Genomic DNA, 23,198 nt, shown 5'->3' on the forward strand with positions numbered 1-23,198 from the left:
ATCACCGAAGAAATTTTTAGAAAAACAAAGAGCCTGGGCCAATCACTGTCCCAGGCTCTCATGCTTTATTTTTAAGGAGGAAGCAATGAAGTCAAAAAAGAAACGTCGTATCATTGATGGTTTTATGATTCTTTTACTGATTATTGGAATAGGTGCATTTGCGTATCCTTTTGTTAGCGATGCATTAAATAACTATCTGGATCAACAAATTATCGCTCATTATCAAGCAAAAGCAAGCCAAGAAAACACCAAAGAAATGGCTGAACTTCAAGAAAAAATGGAAAAGAAAAACCAAGAATTAGCGAAAAAAGGCAGCAATCCTGGATTAGATCCTTTTTCTGAAACGCAAAAAACAACGAAAAAACCAGACAAATCCTATTTTGAAAGTCATACGATTGGTGTTTTAACCATTCCAAAAATAAATGTCCGTTTACCAATTTTTGATAAAACGAATGCATTGCTATTGGAAAAAGGAAGCTCCTTGTTAGAAGGAACCTCCTATCCTACAGGTGGTACGAATACACATGCGGTCATTTCAGGCCATCGTGGTCTCCCTCAAGCCAAATTATTTACAGATTTGCCAGAATTAAAAAAAGGCGATGAATTTTATATCGAAGTCAATGGGAAGACGCTTGCTTATCAAGTAGATCAAATAAAAACCGTTGAACCAACTGATACAAAAGATTTACACATTGAGTCTGGCCAAGATCTCGTCACTTTATTAACTTGCACACCGTATATGATAAACAGTCATCGGTTATTAGTTCGAGGACATCGTATCCCATATCAACCAGAAAAAGCAGCAGCGGGGATGAAAAAAGTGGCACAACAACAAAATTTACTATTATGGACATTACTTTTAATTGCCTGTGCGTTAATTATTAGCGGCTTCATTATCTGGTACAAGCGACGGAAAAAGACGACCAGAAAACCAAAGTAGTATGACGAAAAGGCTAAACATACTAAAAAAAAGAGTAAAAAAATAGCTTTTCAATTTTTAATCCTCCTTATCGTGCATAATTGAACCAGAGAAACAGAAGTATTAACGAAATAACTAAAAGAGCAAGCCCTGAATAAAAAGCGACAAAGGGCCAATCAATCGACTGTTTAAATTCCTGCCAAGTTTGGATTTTTCTGTTTTTTTTCGCGCTATCCTCAAGCGTGAGTAAATAATTCAATAGTAAGAGGAGTAGCAACACCGTGAAATCATTTGTGGTAAAAAGCACATGTAAAAATAGAATGACAAAGACAACACGGGATAACACTCGATTCCGCAAAATTAAAAATAACTTAGCACGCATAATAAACCACCATTTCTTATCAGAGATAATGAATCTGTTTTTGTCTACTCTTTAGTTATATCATAAAATTCTTAATAATGAAAAAATGACTCGAGAAAATAATTGAAAAAAGTTTTTTTTCCTGAATCATTATTTTCGTAAATAAAGAATAAACGTGTTACTCTTGGCTTATCAAATTTGGAAGGAGTGTTAAAAATGAAATATCTGGATATTATTGCTTTAATTTTATTGATTGTCGGAGGTTTAAACTGGTTATTAGTTGGTGCATTTAATTTTGATTTAGTTGCAACAATTAGTGGCGGTGCAACCACACCATTAGCAAAAATTATCTATATTATTGTCGGAATTTGTGCGATTTATTCTATTAAGTTTTTAGCTCCTTTGTTCCGCGAACCATAGGATTGATTTAAAAGATTTAGATAACGTGAAGTTATTTTGACTTAGCAATTGAGAGTTTCCTTGAGAAAGGGGACTCTTTTTTTATTTTCTATATTCGTTTCAGAAGGTTTAGACAAGCTCAAAAAATATTTCAAGAGAGCTGCGTTGTTTTCAAAATAGAACCTAGCATTACCTCGAACGTACCTCAAATAACCTGTGTCTTTTTTTGAATCATTAGTTCAAATTGATGTGATCACTAGTGAGAAAAATCAGCTCTAGGATATATAGGAAAATATAAGCATCAAATAGGGATTTCGATGATAAATTATCTTTTTCCTTGTTATGATTATAACAAGGAAAAAGAAAGTAGGGATTTATTTATGGAATTACAGGTGACAAAAAAGGCTAAATTTTTTTGTTTGGCGATGGCATTACTAATGACATTAGGTATTTTTATCAGCGCTGGTACAAGTGTTTATGCATCTGACCAGCTAGAGGATTCAGAAGTTGAGGCTGTAGCAAAAGGACTGGAAGAAATGTATGCGAATGGAGTGACGGAAGATAACTTTAAAAACTATGTCAAAAATAATTTTGCTCAGCAAGAGATTTCTTCAGTTGAGGAAGAATTAAATGTAAATATTTCTGATGCTTCAACAGTAGTTCAAGCACGTTTTAATTGGAATGCATTAGGAAGTTGCGTTGCTAACAAAATCAAAGATGAGTTTTTTGCAATGATTAGTATCAGCGCAATTGTAAAAGCTGCACAAAAGAAAGCCTGGAAAGAATTAGCAGTGACTGTATTACGCTTCGCTAAAGCCAATGGGTTAAAGACGAATGCTATTATTGTAGCTGGACAACTAGCTTTATGGGCAGTTCAATGTGGGCTAAGCTAATGAATTTAAAAGATCATGTTACGGAAATAGTAATTACTTTTATCATCGCTTTTGTGTATACTTGGATAGATTCAGGAGAAATTGAAATCTTAAAAACTCTTTTGATAACAATAATATTTTTAGCCATGTTCTATGCAATACCCAAAATCACCAATAGAAAAAGAAAATGAAGTGGTTTTAGAAAGATAATGTGATAGGAAGTGTAAGAGGAGGTAACGAGCCTTCTCTTGCTTATAGAAAAAAAGAGCTAAAACCTTTATTTTATAAGGTTTTAGCTCTTTTTTGTTTTTCTCTACTTTTCTAAAAATGGAGACGGCGGGAGTCGAACCCGCGTCCAAACATATTGCCACTTAAATCTCTACGTTCATAGACACTCATTTAAAGGTTCGCTTTACAGCGTGCCGAGTGACAGGCATTCTGTATTGCTAGTCTGGTAAGCTCCTCTAAATTTTACAGACGGAAAAATTTAGCGTATCCCACTTCGATTAGGACCCTGACCCGAGCACATGGGCGATGCCGGGAGGATCTTCGCTAGCTGGTTTTTAGGCAGCTAAAGCGAAAGAATTGTTTTCGTTTTTAGCAGTTATATTTAACTGTAACGTTTTAACGTAGCCGTAACCTACGAAACGCAATTCAAGCTCAACTATGCCTGTCGAATCCGTAACGCCCCCGAAATAACATAAGTATCCCTTGATACTTATCAAAGTATAGCATAAATTCCTTGTTTTTTCAAAGAGTAGGATAACACTCTGTTAGATATTCATAAAAAGAGGAAGGATGGACCGTAACTCAGTTCATCCTTCCTCTTTTTATGAAAGTGTGTGGGTATGTTTTGTAATCCATTGTTGCAAACGGATATTCAACCAAAAACCATAAATTCCTAAAGTAATTATAGTTAATAAAAGCCATTTAATCCAATGACCGAATAATTGCATAGCTGTACCGTCAAAATAAAGGCGTTTACCATCAATAACGGTATGCTTGATTTTCCAGTTGTACATCATACAAATTCCCCAAGGTGCGCAAATGCCTAATGTAAAGACAGTAATCAAGGTTGCTAAAATTGAAGTCCCGATATACGTTGCTAAACCACCGTCAAAATATGAATTTTTCATTCTTTTCCTCCTTATCTCATAAACTTTATTATAACAAGAATAAATGGCCTGGGAAACAAAATGAGGATGAAATAAGTATTTTTATTCATTATTGATGTGAAATATGTTATTTATGCAACTCAAATTTGGCAGCATTAGATATTTTGTAACAAATGTTATCTAATGTAACTACCATAATAAACCGTTTTCCTTAGAAAGTGAATTAGAAATTTTAAAAAAAGGCTATTTAAATGAGCATTAATATTGTGTGAGATATATCTTTTTGCTATTGTCAACTTCTGAAAAAGACCACTAAGTGGAAAAAATAAGAGAAAAGAAGGGTGAATAATTTTTTATGACAAAAAGTGTAAAATTTTTAGTGTTACTGTTGGTAATGATTCTACCAATTGCGGGGGCGTTATTGATTGGTCCAATTTCGTTTGGCGCCGAATTGAGCAAAAGTTCAATCGTTGACAAAGTAGAATTAGATCACACTACTTTATATCAAGGAGAGATGACCTCAATTAAAGTATCTTTTAGTGACAAAGAAAATCAGAAAATAAAACCTGGAGATACTATTACTTTAACTTTACCAGACGCACTAGTTGGAATGACCGAGAACGATAGTTCACCACGAAAAATCAATTTAAATGGTTTAGGGGAAGTTTTTATCTATAAAGATCATGTTGTAGCAACATTTAACGAAAAAGTTGAATCTTTACATAATGTGAATGGGCATTTTTCTTTCGGGATTAAAACGCTTATCACCAATAGTTCTCAACCGAATGTGATAGAAACGGATTTCGGAACAGCAACGGCGACTCAACGTTTGACGATTGAAGGAGTGACTAACACAGAGACTGGCCAAATTGAGCGAGACTATCCGTTTTTTTATAAAGTAGGCGATTTGGCTGGAGAGTCAAATCAAGTACGTTGGTTTTTAAATGTGAACCTCAATAAATCCGATGTCACAGAAGATATTTCAATTGCGGATCGACAAGGAAGTGGTCAACAATTAAATAAAGAGAGTTTTACATTTGATATTGTGAATGACAAAGAAACTAAATATATTTCACTTGCCGAGTTTGAGCAACAAGGTTATGGCAAAATTGACTTCGTAACAGATAATGACTTTAACTTACGTTTTTATCGGGATAAAGCACGCTTTACTTCCTTTATCGTCCGTTACACTTCGACAATCACAGAAGCAGGCCAACATCAAGCAACATTTGAAAATAGTTATGACATCAATTATCAACTAAACAATCAAGACGCAACGAATGAAAAAAATACATCACAGGTTAAAAATGTTTTTGTAGAAGGCGAGGCAAGCGGCAATCAAAATGTGGAAATGCCAACAGAAGAAAGTCTAGACATTCCTTTAGAGACAATAGATGAATGGGAACCAAAGACACCTACTTCGGAACAGGCAACAGAAACAAGTGAAAAGACAGACACAACAGAAACCGCAGAAAGCAGCCAACCAGAAGTTCATGTCTCACCAACAGAAGAAGAAAATCCAGATGAAGGTGAAACACTAGGCACGATTGAGCCAATCATACCTGAAAAACCAAGTGTGACAACTGAAGAGAATGGCACGACAGAAACTGCAGAAAGCAGCCAACCAGAAGTTCATGTCTCACCAACAGAAGAAGAAAATCCAGATGAAAGTGAAACACTAGGCACGATTGAGCCAATCATACCTGAAAAACCAAGTGTGACAACTGAAGAGAACGGCACAACAGAAACCGCAGAAAGCAGCCAACCAGAAGTTCATGTCTCACCAGCGGAAGAAGAAAATCCAGATGAAAGTGAAACGTTAGGTACAATTTTACCAATCCTACCTGAAAAACCAAGTGTGACAACTGAAGAGAATGGCACAACGGAAACTGCAGAAAGCAGTCAACCAGAAGTCCATGTGTCGCCAACGGAAGAAGAAAATCCAGATGAAAGTGAAACACTAGGCACGATTGCACCAATCATACCTGAAAAACCAAGCGTAACAACTGAAGAGAATGGTATAACGGAAACGGCAGAAAGCAGCCAGCCAGAAGTTCATGTCTCACCAACAAAAGAAATTACTACAACTGAGAAAAAACAGCCATCCACAGAAACAACTGTGGAGAAAAATAAAAATGTTACATCAAAAAATCAACCACAAATACTAAACGCTCCATTAAATACATTGAAAAATGAAGGAAGCCCACAGTTGGCTCCCCAACTGCTTAGTGAACCAATTCAAAAATTAAATGAAGCAAACGGGCAACGAGAACTTCCCAAAACAGGCACAACAAAAACACCGTTTATGCTAATAGCAGGAATACTGGCAAGTACATTTGCCGTTTTAGGTGTAAGTTATCTACAAATCAGAAAGAATTAACAATAGAAAAGCCATCCAGCTTTCGCTGGGGGGCTTTTCTATTATCTGGAGATAAATTGCTGATAGGCGCCAATCAAAAACTATGCTACAGTAAGGTAAGTACTGCTCGAAAAGGAGGGAGTAAATGACTAAAAAAATATGGTCGCACTTTCGGAAAAGCTTCACTTGGTACATTTTGATTGGCGTGATTGTTTCATTATGTAGTGCTTTAGCAATTTATTTTTTTCAACAGTTGTTAGATCATTATCAAAAAAGTTTCCAACTAGGGTTGTTAGTAGCGTATGGAACGACAATTATTTTAATTCCTCTATTGTCTTACTGTGAACAGAAACCGAAAGCTTACTTAACTAATGGCATCTATTTCTATTTGAAGAAATTAAGTTTAATAAAAATGAGCAAGATTTCCTATGAAGAATATCTAAAACTGGGAGCGGGGGCTTTACTACAAAAAGTAGAAGTTGGTGCAGCAGCTGGGAGAAATATCCACTTGAATTTTTATGGGCGCTTATTTCGAGAGTTAATTCCAGAGACGTTATTTAATTTATTTTTCATAGCATTGATTGATAAAAAATTATTACCAGCAGTTCTAATTGGTTATGTGATTGTATTTATTTTAACCAAAATACTTTTGAAAACGCTACAAAAAATGAAAGAAAAAACACTTATTTCTGAAGAAGCAATGAATGCTACTTTGATACGAGGGATGACCGAACTAGTAACTTTTAGAATTAATCGAAAATATAAAAAAGAGATTGAAAATTACGCGTTAATGGCAGAGGAAAATAGTCAAAATATAACAAAAATGACTATGATCCATGAATTTTTCTTTGGCTTTTTTGCCTTGTTAGTTGCACTTATCAAAGTAAGTATTGTCGTACTTAGTTTTACTAACGTCGTGACGCTAAGTTTAGGTGGACTTGTAGCGATAGTGATGTATATCGATCGAATTTATACGCCGATAGCCATATTTAATGTTTTATTTGTTCAATATAATTTGGATAAAGTAGCCTATCAGCGCTTGGAAGATTTTTATAAAAAAGAAGATGATCCTGACTTAGCGGTTTCCGGCAAAGCGTTACCTGAAATTCAAACAATTTCATTAAAAGATGTGTGTTTTAGCGTAGATAGTCAAACGATTATGTCCCAACAAAATCGACAATTTTCAATGAATAAAACCTATGGCTTGATTGGAAAAAGTGGGACAGGTAAATCTACCCTGATTAAATTGATTTTAGGATTATTGAAGCCGACAGAGGGGACAGTTTATGTGAATCAATTTCCTCTAACACAATTTAATTTGGAAGATTATTATGAAAAAGTTTTTTATTTATCTCAAGATGTGCCAATATTTCAAGGAACGTTAAAAGAAAATATTGTATTTAATCAAGAAATTTCTGATGAACAAGTAATTGAAGCTATGTATCGTTTTCAGTTGGGGGAACTTTATGAACGGTTGCCGGAAGGTTTAAACACTATTGTGAGTGAAAAAGGAATGAATTTTTCTGGTGGTGAAAAACAACGGATTGCTTTCACACGCTTAGCATTTACACAAGCAGAGATCCTTATTTTAGATGAGGCGACTTCTGCATTGGACGAAAAGACCGAAGAAAAAGTGTTACAAGAAGTACAAAAATTTACCCACAATAAGTTGACTATTTTGGTTACTCATCGACCTAAAACCCTGCGATTTGTAGATGAAATTATTGATTTAAATGAGTGAACTTGTTAGCTCTTTGGCGCTTCTTTTGCTACACTTTTTATAAGAATTGAGAGAAAGGGGCAACTGTTGATGAATAATAATGAGCAAGAATTAGCGGAATTTTGGGATGAATTTGCAGAAGAATATGAAGAAATTCAACAAGAATCGCCATTTCCAATTGCTCGAGAATTACGTGATTTCTTGGTCCAAGAAGGCATTTTTCCGTGTCAGACATTTCTGGATATCGCAGGTGGGACGGGACGATACTTACCTTTTTTTCAAGAGCAAGTCACGGAGTATACGCTAGCCGATATTTCTCAGAGAATGTTGGAGATTGCGGAAGCAAAAGCACAAAGCAACGTTGTTTTTCTTCACCAAAGCCAAGAAAGACTGATTGAGACTGGGAAAAAATTTCAAGTCGTTTTTTCAGCGATGAACCCTGCTTTGGATACGCCGGAAAAAGTTAATGCATTGTGCCAATTAAGTGAAGAATGGTGTCTTATATTTCGGCTAGTGGAAGAGCAAGATTCGTTGTTTTCTCCTTTTGAGCAAGAGAGCAACCCGCAGTTAAAATGGATGGCACAATACAAAGCATTTCTAAAAAAAGAACAGCGACCTTTTTTCACAAAAAAATTTTTCTTTGAAGCATCAGAAGCTATTTCAAAAGACTTTTTCCGCAGCTATTTTGAAGAACAATGGTCAGTTCCAATTTTAGAACAACGCGTACAAGAAATTTTTGGTTCTCATGAAATTAAGCAAAATCAGCGTACCATTATTTATGAATTAATTGCGATTCCATGTAAAAAAACAACCAGCGATGACTAATTATCGCTGGTTGTTTTTCGGTTATTTAATTGTGCGAAAGCTTTTTCTGGAATCTCTTTTTTATCAATTTTGACAGGAGATTGGATGATTCTTTTTTTACTAATGGTTGCTTCTATGTAAGCATTTGGTTCCAAAGGTTGAGGATTTTTGTCTGTCCGTTCGTAGTCCATAACTTGCGTTTTTCCATTACTTTTAACAAAAGTTAGTCGATAGTGTAAAGAATATTGGCCATCTATGCTTTTTTGATTGTCATCTACTGTTTGTTTTCGTTCAGGAATTTCTAGAGGAACTTGTGCATAGGCTTTTTCACCCTTATATGTATCTGCATAATAACGATAGCCTGTATAACCACCAACAATGAATAAGCCAATAAATAAAATAGCGCCGATTTTTTTCATTTTTTCTCCTCCTAACAATTTACAAAAATAGCATAGCAAAAGAAGAAGGAGATGGAACATCGAAAAAACGAACAGTTATCTTACAAAACTGTTCGTTTTTTTTGGTCTATTTAGCTTTCATCAGAGAGTAGAAAGGAATCATTTTTCTTACGATAACTAAAGAAAATAACAAAGTACAGTAGGCCTGTTAAAAGAGTGACGCCTAACGAATTTGTAAATAAGATGCCAATAAAGATGAGACCTAAAATGATTAACGCAAGGAGATTAATACTTTTTTCAAAGAGAGACCCTCGTTTTAAAGACAGAACAAACGCCGCAGCGCTAATTAAAATCCAAATTAGCAAGACAGTGTAAGAGAGAGAACCGGCTAAGTAACCAAATAATTCATCGCCAACAAAATAAGAAAGAATAACGCCCAGATATAAAACACTGGCGCAGAAGAAAACTGAACGTTGAGGTACTTGGTGCTTGTTTAAAACCGCTAGTTTACTCATGGGTCCTTTTTTATCTTTTAAGCGAAAATATAAAAGGCGAGAAGAGGCGTATACTCCAGAATTAATAGAAGAAAACAAGGCTAAAATAATCACAAAATTTACGATGTCAGCAGCAAAAGGAATATTCATTTTTTCAAAAACCATAACAAATGGACTCACCGTTGTGCCTGCTAAGGTATTCCAAGGGAAAATAATCAAAAGTAAGAATAATGGAATGATATAGAAGGAAATAATCCGTCCCATCACACCACGAATCGCTTTAGGAATGGCTTTTTTAGGATCATCTGCTTCACTGACAGTAATCGCGATTAATTCTGAACCGCCATAAGAATAAATAACTACTAATAAAGAATTAACTATACCTTTCATGCCATGTGGGGCGAAGCCACCATGATCGGTGATACTTTGTAAAGTAGGGAAGACACCACTGCCTAGCATTTGTTGTCCCACCAGATAAACACCAAAAATAATTAACAAAATGATGACACTAATTTTAGCAAACGCCAACCAATATTCTGTTTCTGCAAATAAACGAACCGAGTAAAGATTAATGAGCGTCGTTAAAATAGCTAAAATAAAAACAAAAAACCAAGCAGGAATATTAGGAAACCAAAGTTGTAAAAAGGAAGCTGCGGCAACCGCTTCTGCGATAATATTAATTGTCCACATGGAATAATAAACCCAATCAATAAAATCAGCAGAATGTGCACCTAAAAATGGTCGAACCAAGCCAGACAAACCATGATGTGTGTCTCCGCCATCTAAAACAAGTTTTCCTAAACCACTCATGACGATGAAGAGAACAGCACCGCCAATTAGAAAGGCGATTAAAACAGAAGGACCAGCAATACCAATTGCTTCGCCACTTCCTTTAAAAAGACCTGCGCCAATCGCTCCCCCTAAGGCTAACATCGTAATGTGGCGCGAGCTTAATTGTTTTTTTAAGGTTGTTTGTTGTGTTTCACTCATAGGATTCTCCTTTAATTGAAAAAAAATAATATGAAAATAACTTTCTTTATTATATACAATTTTCTGACAATTACAACTATTCTGTCAATGAAAATGAAAAAATAAGTGAAAAATATTATGAAAATAAAAAAATCGAGCAATTTAAGTGATTAAAATCGCTCAATTTTTTTATTAATTTTTATTTTTTAATAGAGTCATAATTGTTAATGGAACAGTAATGACTACATAGCCGATGATACTAGCCACTACTAAATAAGCTATAGGACTCGAGAAATTAAATAAGTCCGTTAAAAGTATTGCGACAATCATTGAAATAGCATAACAAATGAATAATTGAATAAACCGCTTTGCAGACAAAAAATCACCTCTTCCTAATTAGTTAAAGTCTCTTTTCAATCATTTAGTATACACCTGAAAAGAAGAATAAACTATCATTAATTAAAAGAAAAAGTGAAACAACTAGCGGATTTTTTGTTCAGCTGATTATCTTAAGAATTAGAAAATGAGGTCGGGACAGAAGTGTTTAACTCCTAGAACCAAGTAGGTACTGTTTAACATCTATTTGCTTTGCAAATAGTGTTTCTCAGCAATAAGAAGGGATTTCTGAAAATTGTTCTATAATTTTTGGAGACCAAGTAGGTATTGTTCATCATCGAATCACTACGTTCTTCGTGATTTTCAACAATTTCGGCTTATTTCCGAAGGACCTTCAACTCTTAGAGGTTTAGCTCTTAGAAGTTGTTGAGAACGAAGCAACGCGTAGTGTTGCTTCTGTTCCCGCCGTTTATCAGTTTTTGAGCGTGAAGTAAAAATCCAAAGTGATTTTTATCCCACGCCCATTTTCATTTATGACGTTGGCTTCGTGTAAATTGAGAAGTCTCGTCCTCTCTAGTGGTTGATTGCTGTGTTCGTTGTACGGCTTGCTTTTCTGGCTCGCTCTTTTTTGCAACATCAGTCACAACGTTTGGCTTCTGAGAAGGGGGAACAGTTGTTTTTTTGTTTAAAGTTGGCGTAGTTCTTTTTGTTTCTTTCTTTTGTTTCTTTTTATTATTTTTATCATTTCCAGTGACTGTCAAATAGATAATCAGAAAAATCATTAGGATCGTTGCAACAATTAATAGAATAAACATGTTAAATGAAATGAACATGCATGGCCCTCGTTTCTCGTTTTTTCTTAGTTTACCAAAATTTCAAAATTTCGTCACTCTTTTCTTCAGAAAAAACGAATTTCAAAGGGGTTAAAAGAAACTTTTATAAAAAAGCCTCCTTTTTTGTGTGAAAATGCACAAAATTTCTGGAATCGTTTGCTGTTAAAACCAGATACTGGTAAAATAATTATTGTATAAGAATCATTTTAAAAAACGATTTTTGTTACAAATAACGTATTTGTTGAAAAGGCACTGTGAAGTAGTTAGAGACGACAGCCAAGTGACTTTTAATGACAGCCGCCCAATTAATTTCATGGAGCCTTTTCGTAGAAAACGAGGAGGTTATTTTGCGTGAAAGTGAGTATATTTTCGACATGCGTGGTGGATTTACTTTTTCCAAATGTAGGGCAAGCAATGGTAGAGGTTTTGGAACGTTATGGCTGTGAAACGGTTTTACCAACAAGCCAAACGTGTTGTGGTCAGCCAACGTATAATAGTGGCTATGTGACAGAGAGCACGACAACGCTTAAGAATCAAATTGATAGTTTTGACGGTGCCGATTATGTGGTGGGACCTGCGGGGTCTTGTGTCGGCATGATGAAAGAATACCACAAATTTTTAGCAGATGATCCTATTTATGGACCAAAAGCACAACGTTTAGCTGAGCGAACTTACGAGTTTAGTCAGTTTCTTTATCGTGTCTTAGGGGTCAAAGATGTTGGCGCAACGTTACATGGGAAAGCCACTTATCATCGTTCTTGTCATATGACGCGAATTTTAAATGAACGAGAATCACCCTTTGTTTTGTTGGATCATGTGAAAGGATTAGAAATGATTCCTTTAGGACATCTTGAAAATTGTTGCGGATTTGGCGGAACGTTTTCAGTGAAAATGCCAGCTATTTCTGAACAAATGGTGACGGAAAAAATGAACGATGTGATTGATACAGGCGCAGAAATTTTAATTAGTGCGGATATGGGTTGCCTGATGAATATCGGGGGTAAATTCAATCGTGATGGGAAAAAGATTAAGATTATGCATATTGCAGAAGTCCTTAATCACGAAGTGGATGAAGCACGCATGGACCAACCACAAATCATATCGGTAGGGTAAGGGGGAAGAACTGTGGGATTATCAACGAGCAATAAGCCGTTAAGTGAACGAATTGAAGAAAGTAAAAAAGATGTGTTTATGCAAAAGGCTGTCGCTAAAGCACAAGATGCCCAATGGGAGAAACGAGAAGGTGCGCGGGAAGCTTTAGGCAATTGGCCACAATGGCGTGAACTGGGAGAACAAATTCGCCAACATACCATTCAGTATCTGCCTGACTATTTAGAAGAGTTCAGTGATAACGTTGCCAAACGAGGTGGCAAAGTCTTTTTTGCTCAAACCGCCGAAGAGGCCAATGAATATGTGAAACAAGTGGTTCTAGAAAAAAAGGCGAAAAAAATTGTGAAATCTAAATCAATGGTGACGACCGAAGTCGATATTGATCCAATGTTATTGGGATTAGACGATGTCAGTGTGATGGAAACAGACTTGGCGGAATTCATTTTACAAATGGATGACTGGGATGAGCCGTCACATATTGTTTTCCCAAGTATTCATAAAAATCGCGAACAGATTCGTCAGGTTTTTGCGAAAAAATTAGGGTATCAAGGAGATAATGACCCGGTAAATTTGGCACGCTGTGCACGAGAAGTGATGCGCAAATTCTTTTTGGAAGCGGAGATTGGCATTACAGGTTGTAATTTCGCTATTGCGGATAGCGGCTTAATTAACTTAAATACAAATGAAGGAAATGCTGATTTGACCATCAGTATTCCTAAGACACAAATCGTGTTAATGGGGATGGAAAGAATCGTACCAACAATGCGTGAAGCAGAGGTTTTAGATAACCTTTTAGCCAGAAGTGCCGTTGGTCAAAATTTAACAACGTATGTGACGTTTGCCGGGCAAAAAAATGCGGATGAATCCGATGGTCCAGAAGAATTTCACGTGGTCATTTTGGATAACGGACGTTCAAAAGCGTTAGGAACAGCCTTTCAGCCAGTCTTACAGTGTATTCGTTGTGGGTCTTGTCTGAATGTTTGTCCGGTCTATCGCCATATTGGAGGGCACGGTTATGGCTCTATTTATCCAGGACCAATTGGTGCTGTGCTTTCTCCAATTTTAGGTGGATATAAACAGTTTGGGGAATTGCCTTATGCATCTAGTCTTTGTGGGGCATGTACGGAAACGTGTCCTGTGAAAATTCCATTGCACGAATTATTAATTGAACATCGTAAAGTGATGACCGATGATCTGAAAATGAAACATGGATTTGAAGATTTCCAAATGCGTATGGTAGGTAAAGCCACTGGTTCACCAGCAATGTTTAAAGCAGCCATGAAAGTCGATCATGCTGCAGCGGGCATTTTAAGTAAACAAAAAGACATTACTGTTGAAAACATGTACAATCATGGAGGCTACCTTGATAAAGGACCAGGGTTAGTAAAAGGTTGGACCGATGTTCGTGATTTGCCAAGACCACCAAAATCTTCAGAAAACTTCAGAAGTTGGTTCAAAAAACATCAAGAAGGTGAAAAAAATGACTAACGAAGCGATTCAAAATCGAGAACCTTTTTTACAAAATCTACGAGAAAAATTAGACGTAGAAAAACAGCCTGTTTCGGCCCATCCATTTGAGCCAGTTAATCATTTACCAGAAGAACAGTTGGCAGATAAAACACCAGCAGAGCTATTAACGATTGTGAAAGAACGTGTGGAAACGATTCACACGAACTTAGTGGAAACCACACAAGAAAATTTACTGACGACGATTCAGCAAATTGTTGCTGAGTTTGGTGGGGACAATCTTTTATTGCCAACAGATGCACGTTTTGAAGCCTATGGATTAGCTGATTTAGCTAAGTCATTAGAGGCTGTTTCTGTTAAGCAATGGCAACCTGGAAGTGAGCAACGAGAAGCGAATATTCAAACAGCTGCTCAGGCAAATATTGCGATTGCCTTTGCTGAGTTTTTACTAGCTGAATCAGGAACGATTGTGGTGGAGTCCAATGCGGGACAAGGCAGAGCCTTACATTTTTTACCGAAGCATTACATTTCAATTATACCGTTTAGCAAACTCGTTCCACGTTCGACTCAGCCAGCAGCTTTTTATACAGAAAAAATAGAAAAAGGCGAAAAAATCGGCTCAGCGATTCACTTTATTTCAGGGCCTTCTAATTCAGGAGATATTGAAATGCAACTGGTTGTCGGGTTGCATGGTCCTTTAGAAGTTTGTTACGTGGTTGTGATGGATCGCTAAAACGCTAGAAGCATAATCAATTCAGCCCTTTTTAGAATTGATTATGCTTTTTTTATGAGCAGGATCAAAAAAGTAAGAATCAAATTTGAAAGAAATACGTTTTTTTTCTGACCATTTTGTAAAAAAAGCGTACATAAAAATTAATTGGGTGTTAAGCACTATAGGATTGATTTACTTTGTGGTAGAATATGAGACATAAGATAATAAGGTTTTTGGAGGAATGAGTTTGAAATCAAAAGAATTAATTAAAACAGTCGTCTTTTTTGCCTGTTTAGCTTTGGGTCTGTTTTTACTGAGACAATTTGTATTTACGCCTGTCGTAGTGAGAGGTCATTCAATGGATCCAACGTTAGCAGATGGTGAACGGGTAATTACGTTAAAAAACACAGAAATTAATCGTTTCGATATTATTACTTTCCCAGCGCCAGATGAACCAGATAAAAATTATATTAAACGTGTGATTGGTTTACCTGGAGATACAATTGCGTACAAGGATGATACGTTGTACATCAATGGAAAAGAAGTTGACGAACCCTATTTAGATGAATTTAAAAAAGCCTTAACAGATGGTCAACCTTTGACAGGCGATTTTTCATTAAAAGAAAAAGTACCAGCAGATAGCTACTTTGTTTTAGGTGATAATCGACGGAATTCAAAAGACGGTCGTGTCATTGGTTTTATTCATAAAAAAGATATTTTGGGTGAAGTGAAATTTGTGATGTGGCCATTCTCACGGTTTGGTCCAATACCAGAAGTGTCAAAACAATAAAAGAGACAATGAGTAAAAGAGAAGGACGGAAATGTGTAAAAACAAACACATGTTTCCGTCCTTCTTTTGTGGTAAAATAAAGGCAGTGCAAAGGAAAAGGATGTGAAACCATGAGTGTGCAGTTTATTAGAGGAACCGCCGTGGCAGACTTAGAAGCGCCACTTATACAGGCGACAAAACAATGGCTAGAGGAAGACGCACAGCATGAAGTATTCTATTTAGTCCCGAACCATATTAAGTTTGAGCAAGAAATTCAAGTCTTGCAAAAGTTACGTCAATTACAGACAACTACGTCTGATTCAATAACCAGTACCCGTCTGCAGGTTTTTAGTTTTTATCGTTTGGCTTGGTACTATTTACAACATACACCTTTTTACTCGGCAGATGTTTTATCTGATGCAGGTGCTGCGATGATTTTTCGCAAAATTTTAGTAGAAGCAGAAGAAGAGTTACAAATTTTTAGAGGTGAAATTAACAAGCCTGGCTTTATTCAGCAACTATTTCAGCTTTATCAAGAAATGCGCGAAGGCAATATTGAGATTGCGGAGCTTTATCCATTTTTAGAAAAACAAACGGAGAACCCTAAAGGACAAGATTTACAACTTAAGTTTCAAGATTTAACGTTAATTTTTACGCGATTCCAATTGCAAATGAGTCAGTATGGCTATGAATCAGCGGAGATTATTCAACATTTAAGCGAGTATTTACAAACGGTTGATTTGTCGAATGTTCAATTCGTTATTTCAGGCTATCAGCAGTTTACTGCCAGAGAATTAAAGTTGATTGAAGTGCTAATGGCGCAAGCAGGTTCTGTGAAAGTAGCCCTTTTATTGGACAAACAATATCCGCATGACTTACCTGATCCGCGGTCGTTATTTTATGAAGCGGGACAAACCTATCATCAGCTTTATCAACTAGCAAGACAGAAGCAAATCCCGATTCTTTCAGATTATGTGGAAAAGAAAGAGGTATTAATTACAAATCCAGATTTGCAAGGATTAAACGATTATTGGATTCAATCGCAAGAACACCTGCCTCCATTAAGCACAGCTGACTGGAGGGGCGATGGCTTATTTCTGTGGCGTGCTGAAAACGTTAAAGAAGAATTAACACATGTTGCAACCGAAATTCGCCGTTTAGTGGTGGAAGAAGGGTATCGGTACAAAGAAATTCAGGTGTTGACTCGTGATTTAGATTGTTATGAAAATTTATTAGAACCGATTTTTGCGGAACACGAGATTCCTGTTTATGTCGACCGAGATATGGCTATGGATCGGCATCCTTTAGTCGAATGGATTGAATCTTTATTTGCTATTCATTCGTACAATTATCGTTATCGCGATGTGCTCCGTTTTTTGAGAACGGAATTATTTATGCCAATGAATCAACTCGCTACTTCTGAAGAAAGCTTGACTGATTGGTTAAACCAACGGAACGCTTGGCGCAGAAAAGTTGATATTACCGAAAATGTAGTCCTGGCATACGGCTATGAAGGTTATTATTGGTCACAAGAAAAAGATTGGGAATTTATTCGGTATGATTTTGAAGCGGAAGAGCAAGAAGATGTCGCTACGATGGAAGAAGAGTCAAATGCGATTCGTCAATCGCTTCAACGGCTGTTACCTAGTTACTTTCAAGCAATGATAAGTGCCAAAACTGGTTTGGAAGCAGCGACCGTCTTCTATCACTTTTTACTGCAAAGTGGTGTGGCAACACAATTAAAAATGTGGCGCTTACAAGCTATCGAAGCAGGTCAACTAGAAACAGCTCGTAACCATGAACAGACTTGGGATGCATTGATGTCATTACTAGATGAATACGTCACTGTTTACGGAGAAAGTTCGTTTGATTTTACAACGTTTCAAGAAATATTTGTTAGTGGTTTGGAAGGTTTGCACTATAGTAAAGTGCCGACAGCGATTGACCAAGTACAAGTTCGCGCAATGGATTTAACTCGACCTGGCGCTGCCAAGGTTACTTTTGCTATTGGGATGACGGAAGAAATTTTTCCACAAAAGATTGAAAATAAAACACTATTGTCTGATGAAGAACGTCAGACAATCAATGATACTTTAACGGAAAACCAATATTTACGTGGGACAACTGGGCGCAAAATTGCGCAAGAACCGTTTGTTGCGTATCTCGTCTTTTCTTCAGCGCGAGAACGGTTATATTTAACCTATCCAAGTGTTAAAGACACCGCTCAAGAAGTCAAACCGTCTCCTTATTTTAAAAATATCCAAAAAGATTTAAACTTGCCCGTTTTTGAAAAAAATGAAACAACCATTTTCGATGATGAAACGACCAGTTTAGCCCATATTAGTACGTATCGGACGTTAATCGGTGAATTAACGCGTTTGAAAAGACAACGGAAAGAAACACAAGAAGGATTGTTGCCTTTCTGGTTAAATATGGAAAAAGCGCTAATGAACCAATCAATTGCGCCGCTAGCCAAGCAAGTTTTCGAAAGTTTAACGCATCAAAATATTCCTGAAAAGATTGATGAGGTGTTAGCAGAACCTTTATATGGTAAAGATATTTATACATCCGTTTCTCGGATGGAGAGTTTTTATCGCTGTCAATATCAATACTTTTCTCGCTATGGCTTACGTTTGAAAGAAAGAGATGTCTTTGGGCTTTCGCCAGCAGCTACAGGGGAATTTTTCCATGAAGCATTGGATCAGTTCTTTAAATTATTGATTATGAATCAACGGAACTTATCTGAATTAACCGATCAGGAAGTCAATTTATTGGCGGAGGAAGTACTAAATAGTATTTTAGGGGATGCACGTTTTTCTGTATTAACGACCTCTAGTCGCATGAACTATATTCGCTATCAATTGAGTCAAACAATTAAAAAAGTCAGTTGGGCGCTGAAACGCCAAAGCCAACGAAGTGGCATGACGACTGTTCAAACGGAAGTGTTATTTGGCCAAATTGCCGCTAAAAAAGGAATTTCTGGTTTGGAATTACCATTAAAAAATCAAGGGAAAATTCATGTTCGGGGAAAAATCGACCGGATTGATCAATTGGTTACACCCGAATCAACCTATTTAGGTGTGATTGATTATAAATCGAGTCACCGTAAATTTAATATGACAGAAGCGTATTACGGCTTAGCCATGCAAATGCTGACGTACTTGGATGTGGCTTTAATGGATGCTGTGCAATTAGTTGGTCAAGAAGCTAAACCTGCTGGCTCACTTTATCTGCATGTACACAATCCTACGTTATCTTATGAAGGCAAAGACGACATTGAACAACAAATGCTTAAAAAATATCAGTTTGATGGTCTTTTGATGAAAGACCCAGATTTATTGGATCATTTAGATACGAGTCTGCAAGCTAAACAAAGTTCGTTGCTGTTTCCGATTGAAGAATCCGCCAAAGAACAAATTAAACCTGGTCGTCGCCAAGAAGATAAATTTGTGACAGAACCAGAATTAGGCGCGTTGCTTTCCCATAACCGAAATAAATTTATTGAAGCGGGGAATCAAATTATTGGCGGCGAAGTTCAACTTAATCCCGCTTATCAAGGCAAGGAACGGATTGCTTGTCGCTATTGTCCGTTTCGAAGTGTCTGTGATTTTGATGTGATGTTAAAAGAAAATAATTATCATCGTATTGAGAATTTATCCAAAGAGGAAATTATGGCGCGCTTGTTAAACAAAGATGAGGAAGGAGCAACCGAAGATGAGTAAAACAATTCCACTACGTCCAGCCAATGAGCAATTCACCGACAGTCAATGGCAAGCGGTGTTTGATGGCGATGAAAATATCTTAGTTTCTGCTTCGGCTGGCTCAGGAAAAACCACCGTTTTAGTCCGCCGTGTCATTGAAAAAGTCAAAAGCGGCGTCGATATCGATCGTCTCTTGATTGTGACGTACACTGAAGCCGCCGCCCGTGAGATGAAAGAACGTATCCAAGTGGCTTTACAAAAGGCAATGAATGAAGAACAAGATCCAGAAAGAAGACGGCATTTTTCTCGTCAAATTGCTCTTTTGCCAACAGCCAATATCAGCACGTTACATGCCTTTTGTTTAACTGTTATTCGTCGTTTTTATTATTTAATTGACATAGATCCAGTTTTTCGGATGTTAACAGATGAAACAGAAACATTGTTATTAAAAGAAGATGTTTGGGATGCATTACGTGAACAATTTTATGCGGAAAATCAAGAAGAATTTTACCAATTAACAGCGAATTTTTCCAATGATCGTAGTGATGACGGACTCACTAACTTAATTTTTTCTTTTTATGAATTTGCCAAAGCCAATCCTGATCCAGAGGCGTGGATTAATGGCTTAACACAAGCCTACGAAGTAGGGGATCAGCTAGGCGAATCAACGTTATTTCAGACGTATTTAAAACCGCTAGCCGTTGAGACGTTACAACGAACTCTTCAGCGTTACGAAGAAATGGTGACCTTAACAGAGGGCGAAGAGAAACTTCAAAAGATTTGGTATTTAGCTCAAAATGAAAAGGAACAAACAAAACAATTTTTACAATTTTTAGAGAGAAATGATTTAGAAAGCGCCTATAATTTGACTGAATTGTTAAGCTTTGACCGCTACCCAACAGTTCGTGCCGAAGAGTTGAAACCGACCGCGGAACAAGCCAAACAGTTGCGAGAACAAAATAAAAAAGCGTTAAATGATTTGAAAAAGCAACTGTTTACACTTTCTCCAGATGCCATGAAACAAGTCTTGAAAGAGGCCACGCCCATTGTTCAAGAAATGGCTCACGTGGGGAAAAAATTTATGGAGGCCTATGGCGCAGAAAAACGGCTTAAAAATTTAGTGGATTTTAACGATTTAGAACATTATACGTTAGCTATTTTAGCGAAAAATCAGGCAGATGGCTGGCATGCATCAGAAGCCTCGGTTTACTATCGAGAAAAATTTGATGAAGTGTTAGTCGATGAATACCAAGATATCAATCAATTACAAGAATCTATTTTGTATTGGTTGCGCCGCCCGCTTAGCGCAGAAGGAAACCTTTTTATGGTAGGAGATGTGAAACAGTCTATTTATTCTTTCCGCTTGGCAGATCCTACATTGTTTATTGAAAAATACAATCAGTATGGGCAAGGCAAAGAGGGCAAACGAATTATTCTAGCTGAAAATTTTCGTTCCCGCAAAGACGTTTTAGACTTTACGAATTTAGTATTTAGTCAATTAATGGATGAGCGAGTGGACCAAATTGCTTACGATGAGTCAGCTGCTTTGGTTCATGGTTTTGATCAATTTTCGGAGGCGGCTGATTATTCAACTGAATTGCTAATTTATGAAAAAAAAGCAACAGAATCAGTTGAATTTCCAGAATTACAATCTCCTGAGTTGTTGATTGAAGATAAGACAGAAGGGGAACTTTACGTTACTGCTTTGAAAATTCGTGAATTAATTGACCAAAATTTCTTAATTTATGATAAAAAGCTGAAAACGGATCGACCGATTACTTATCAAGATATTGTCTTATTAACGCCTACAAAGAAAAATAATTTAACTATTTTAGATGTTTTTAAATCATTAGAAATTCCAGTTCAAGTCAATGATGCTCAAAATTATTTCCAAGCAACGGAAATTCGTACAATGATTGCCTTGCTTCAATTGATTGATAATCCCTATCAAGACATTCCTTTGGCAGCTGTGTTACGTTCACCAATTGTTGGATTAAAAGAAAACGAATTAGTGCTTATTCGTTTGGCTAATAAGGAAACCAGTTACTACGAAGCATTTTTAACGTTTAATCAAAAGATGGAACCAACCATGGAGGAAGCAGTTGTTCAGGAAAAAACTATACGTTTTGCTGAATCATTAGAAAAATGGCGGGAACAGGCTCGACGCAACCAGCTTAGCAACTTGCTGTGGACGATTTATCGGGAAACGGCCTACCTTGATTATGTTGGCGGGTTGCCTGTTGGTAAACAACGCCAAGCCAATTTATATGCGTTGGTCGATCGGGCCGCGGCGTATGAAAAAACAACCTTCCGCGGATTATTTCAATTTGTTCGCTTCATCGAAAAAATGCAAGAAAAAGACAAAGATTTAGCGGAACCAGTCGTTTTAAGTGAAGAGAATGCCGTACGCGTCATGACGATTCACGCTAGTAAAGGGTTAGAATTTCCGGTGGTATTCGTTTTAGATATGACCAAAGAATTTAATGTCAGTGATTTGAATGAACGCTATATCTTTGAAGAAAATTTAGGGGTAGGCATTCGTTATTTACAACCTGAAGAACGAGTTATGTACGATACTTTACCATTTTTGGCGATTAAACAAGTACGATTGAGAAAATTACTATCTGAAGAAATGCGGAAGCTATATGTGGCGTTGACACGTGCAGAACAGAAACTTTTTCTGGTGGGCTCCTATAAAGACCAAGCGGCGATGTGGAAAGAGTGGCTGAAAGTTGGCGATGTAGAAACACTGGTGCTACCAGCTGAAAATCGCTTGCAAAGTAAAAGTAGTTTAATGAATTGGGTTGGGATGACATTGGTACGCCATCAAAAAGCCGATGAATATCAGCAAGAAGTAGTAGTAAGTAACGTTCCGCAAGTCAAAAAGCACCCAGCTAACTTTCATATTCAGTGGTTCAACGAAGAACAACTACGAGCAGCCATTCAGCAATTACAATTGCCAGAAAGACAAGCAGAGGATTTAGCCGAAAAAGCGCAATTATCTGCTGACAAAATCAATCGTGGTCTTGCACGGTTAAGTTTCAATTATCCGTTTGAAGTGGCTACTCGGACCACCAGTTATCAGTCTGTTTCTGAAATCAAGCGAGTATTTGATGACCCCGATAACAAAGAAATTGGTAAAATTGAGGTTCGGGAAGACAATACTATTCAAGCGCAACCGTTGATTGTCAATCGAATGATTGAAGGAGATTTAAGTAAGCCTAAATTTTTAGATACGGTTCAAGCGCCCTCAGCAGCTGAAATTGGGACAGCAACCCATTATTTATTACAACTAATTGATTTAAGTAAGCAACCTTCTTACGAGGAAGTGCGAGCTGTTCAAGAACGCTTAGTGGAAAATAAATTGATTTTACCAGCAATTGCTGAAAAAATGAATCTGGAACAAATCGTGGCCTTCTTTGATACCGCCTTAGGAAAACAATTGATTCAACACCATCAAACCGTTAGAAGGGAACAACCTTTTTCTATGCTGATTGAAGCAGAAGAGCTTATTCAAAATTATCCAGAAACGACACAAGATGATTTATTAATTCATGGGATTATTGATGGCTATATCGAATTAGACAATCAATGCATTTTGTATGACTATAAAACCGATCATGTAAAAGGCACCTCTCCCCAAGCGATTTCTGAAATTGTCGAACGGTATCGCGGACAGATGAATCTTTATCGTAGAGCGCTACAAGAGGCAACGCATAAAGAGGTGTCGCACGTCTATTTAATTTTATTAAATGGAGGAGTAATTATTGACATGCAGACAGGAAATGTTGTAGATTTTATAAAGTAGAAAAAATTAGAAGCAGAAACACTTACATTTTGTAAGGAATGTGCTATACTCA

19 protein-coding genes and 1 other RNA gene are annotated in these 23,198 nt (G+C 36.8%); 13 read left to right on the plus strand and 7 right to left on the minus strand.

What is annotated here, in order from left to right; all coding sequences use genetic code 11:
- Window positions 1–85 precede the first annotated feature (85 nt).
- Window positions 86–940 (plus strand): Ebp pilus assembly class C sortase, encoded by an 855-nt coding sequence (srtC, locus tag IGL32_RS04185; RefSeq protein WP_002379311.1) that lies wholly within the window; start codon window positions 86–88, stop codon window positions 938–940.
- A gap of 67 nt (window positions 941–1,007) precedes the next feature.
- Here srtC and IGL32_RS04190 read toward each other — a convergent pair whose 3' ends face one another.
- Entirely contained in the window at window positions 1,008–1,301 is a 294-nt protein-coding gene (locus IGL32_RS04190) for a hypothetical protein (RefSeq protein ID WP_002358125.1), read from the minus strand.
- Between the two features lie 195 nt (window positions 1,302–1,496).
- Between IGL32_RS04190 and IGL32_RS04195 the strand changes: the two genes are divergently transcribed.
- The 3 genes from IGL32_RS04195 (at window position 1,497) to IGL32_RS04205 (ending at window position 2,742) form a co-directional block, all read left to right on the plus strand.
- A complete protein-coding gene (locus tag IGL32_RS04195; RefSeq protein WP_002381996.1) occupies window positions 1,497–1,700 on the plus strand; it encodes a DUF378 domain-containing protein in 204 nt (67 codons plus the stop codon).
- 359 nt (window positions 1,701–2,059) lie between these two features.
- On the plus strand, window positions 2,060–2,572 hold the full coding sequence (gene entV, locus IGL32_RS04200) for an enterococcin EntV (protein WP_002358120.1): 513 nt from the start codon (window positions 2,060–2,062) through the stop codon (window positions 2,570–2,572).
- The gene (locus tag IGL32_RS04205; RefSeq protein ID WP_002384733.1) at window positions 2,557–2,742 is read left to right on the plus strand and encodes a hypothetical protein; all 186 of its coding nucleotides are present in this window, start codon (window positions 2,557–2,559) and stop codon (window positions 2,740–2,742) included. The genes entV and IGL32_RS04205 overlap by 16 nt, the downstream gene beginning before the upstream one ends.
- Window positions 2,743–2,876: 134 nt before the next feature.
- Here IGL32_RS04205 and ssrA read toward each other — a convergent pair.
- Both ssrA and IGL32_RS04215 read right to left on the minus strand, forming a co-directional pair.
- Window positions 2,877–3,243: a transfer-messenger RNA gene (gene ssrA, locus IGL32_RS04210) on the minus strand.
- 138 nt (window positions 3,244–3,381) lie between these two features.
- The gene (locus IGL32_RS04215) at window positions 3,382–3,687 is read right to left on the minus strand and encodes a DUF898 family protein (RefSeq protein WP_002360604.1); all 306 of its coding nucleotides are present in this window, start codon (window positions 3,685–3,687) and stop codon (window positions 3,382–3,384) included.
- A gap of 334 nt (window positions 3,688–4,021) precedes the next feature.
- Between IGL32_RS04215 and ace the strand changes: the two genes are divergently transcribed.
- The 3 genes from ace to IGL32_RS04230 all read left to right on the plus strand — a co-directional run bounded on the left by ace (window position 4,022) and on the right by IGL32_RS04230 (window position 8,570).
- Window positions 4,022–6,046, plus strand: a complete 2,025-nt coding sequence (gene ace, locus IGL32_RS04220; protein WP_010714416.1) for a collagen-binding MSCRAMM adhesin Ace — start codon at window positions 4,022–4,024, stop codon at window positions 6,044–6,046.
- A gap of 124 nt (window positions 6,047–6,170) precedes the next feature.
- Complete coding sequence (locus tag IGL32_RS04225; RefSeq protein ID WP_430600093.1) at window positions 6,171–7,766, plus strand: ATP-binding cassette domain-containing protein; 1,596 nt, start codon at window positions 6,171–6,173, stop codon at window positions 7,764–7,766.
- Window positions 7,767–7,835: 69 nt separating this feature from the next.
- Window positions 7,836–8,570: a class I SAM-dependent methyltransferase gene (locus tag IGL32_RS04230; protein WP_002386601.1), complete on the plus strand. Its 735-nt coding sequence runs from the start codon at window positions 7,836–7,838 to the stop codon at window positions 8,568–8,570.
- Here the strand turns inward: IGL32_RS04230 and IGL32_RS04235 are convergent.
- The 4 genes from IGL32_RS04235 to IGL32_RS04250 all read right to left on the minus strand — a co-directional run bounded on the left by IGL32_RS04235 (window position 8,567) and on the right by IGL32_RS04250 (window position 11,561).
- The gene (locus IGL32_RS04235; protein WP_002358048.1) at window positions 8,567–8,968 is read right to left on the minus strand and encodes a YxeA family protein; all 402 of its coding nucleotides are present in this window, start codon (window positions 8,966–8,968) and stop codon (window positions 8,567–8,569) included. The genes IGL32_RS04230 and IGL32_RS04235 overlap by 4 nt on opposite strands.
- A gap of 110 nt (window positions 8,969–9,078) precedes the next feature.
- On the minus strand, window positions 9,079–10,431 hold the full coding sequence (locus tag IGL32_RS04240; RefSeq protein ID WP_002382100.1) for an amino acid permease: 1,353 nt from the start codon (window positions 10,429–10,431) through the stop codon (window positions 9,079–9,081).
- A 171-nt stretch (window positions 10,432–10,602) separates the two neighbouring features.
- Entirely contained in the window at window positions 10,603–10,788 is a 186-nt protein-coding gene (locus IGL32_RS04245; RefSeq protein WP_002358046.1) for a hypothetical protein, read from the minus strand.
- Window positions 10,789–11,273: 485 nt separating this feature from the next.
- Window positions 11,274–11,561, minus strand: coding sequence for a hypothetical protein (locus tag IGL32_RS04250; protein ID WP_002384728.1), 288 nt, complete (start codon window positions 11,559–11,561; stop codon window positions 11,274–11,276).
- A gap of 369 nt (window positions 11,562–11,930) precedes the next feature.
- Between IGL32_RS04250 and IGL32_RS04255 the strand changes: the two genes are divergently transcribed.
- The 6 genes from IGL32_RS04255 (at window position 11,931) to addA (ending at window position 23,146) form a co-directional block, all read left to right on the plus strand.
- A complete protein-coding gene (locus IGL32_RS04255; RefSeq protein WP_002365495.1) occupies window positions 11,931–12,692 on the plus strand; it encodes a (Fe-S)-binding protein in 762 nt (253 codons plus the stop codon).
- Between the two features lie 12 nt (window positions 12,693–12,704).
- Window positions 12,705–14,177, plus strand: a complete 1,473-nt coding sequence (locus IGL32_RS04260; protein WP_002365496.1) for a LutB/LldF family L-lactate oxidation iron-sulfur protein — start codon at window positions 12,705–12,707, stop codon at window positions 14,175–14,177.
- Window positions 14,170–14,889, plus strand: a complete 720-nt coding sequence (locus IGL32_RS04265; RefSeq protein ID WP_002379317.1) for a LutC/YkgG family protein — start codon at window positions 14,170–14,172, stop codon at window positions 14,887–14,889. Before IGL32_RS04260 ends, IGL32_RS04265 begins: the two co-directional genes overlap by 8 nt.
- Window positions 14,890–15,109: 220 nt before the next feature.
- The gene (gene lepB / locus IGL32_RS04270) at window positions 15,110–15,658 is read left to right on the plus strand and encodes a signal peptidase I (RefSeq protein WP_002358039.1); all 549 of its coding nucleotides are present in this window, start codon (window positions 15,110–15,112) and stop codon (window positions 15,656–15,658) included.
- A gap of 110 nt (window positions 15,659–15,768) precedes the next feature.
- Entirely contained in the window at window positions 15,769–19,359 is a 3,591-nt protein-coding gene (locus IGL32_RS04275) for a PD-(D/E)XK nuclease family protein (protein ID WP_002379318.1), read from the plus strand.
- Entirely contained in the window at window positions 19,352–23,146 is a 3,795-nt protein-coding gene (addA, locus tag IGL32_RS04280; RefSeq protein ID WP_156210067.1) for a helicase-exonuclease AddAB subunit AddA, read from the plus strand. The genes IGL32_RS04275 and addA overlap by 8 nt, the downstream gene beginning before the upstream one ends.
- Window positions 23,147–23,198 lie beyond the last annotated feature (52 nt).

The sequence above is a fragment of the Enterococcus sp. AZ035 genome (assembly GCF_050548325.1).
Taxonomy (GTDB): Bacteria; Bacillota; Bacilli; order Lactobacillales; family Enterococcaceae; genus Enterococcus; species Enterococcus faecalis.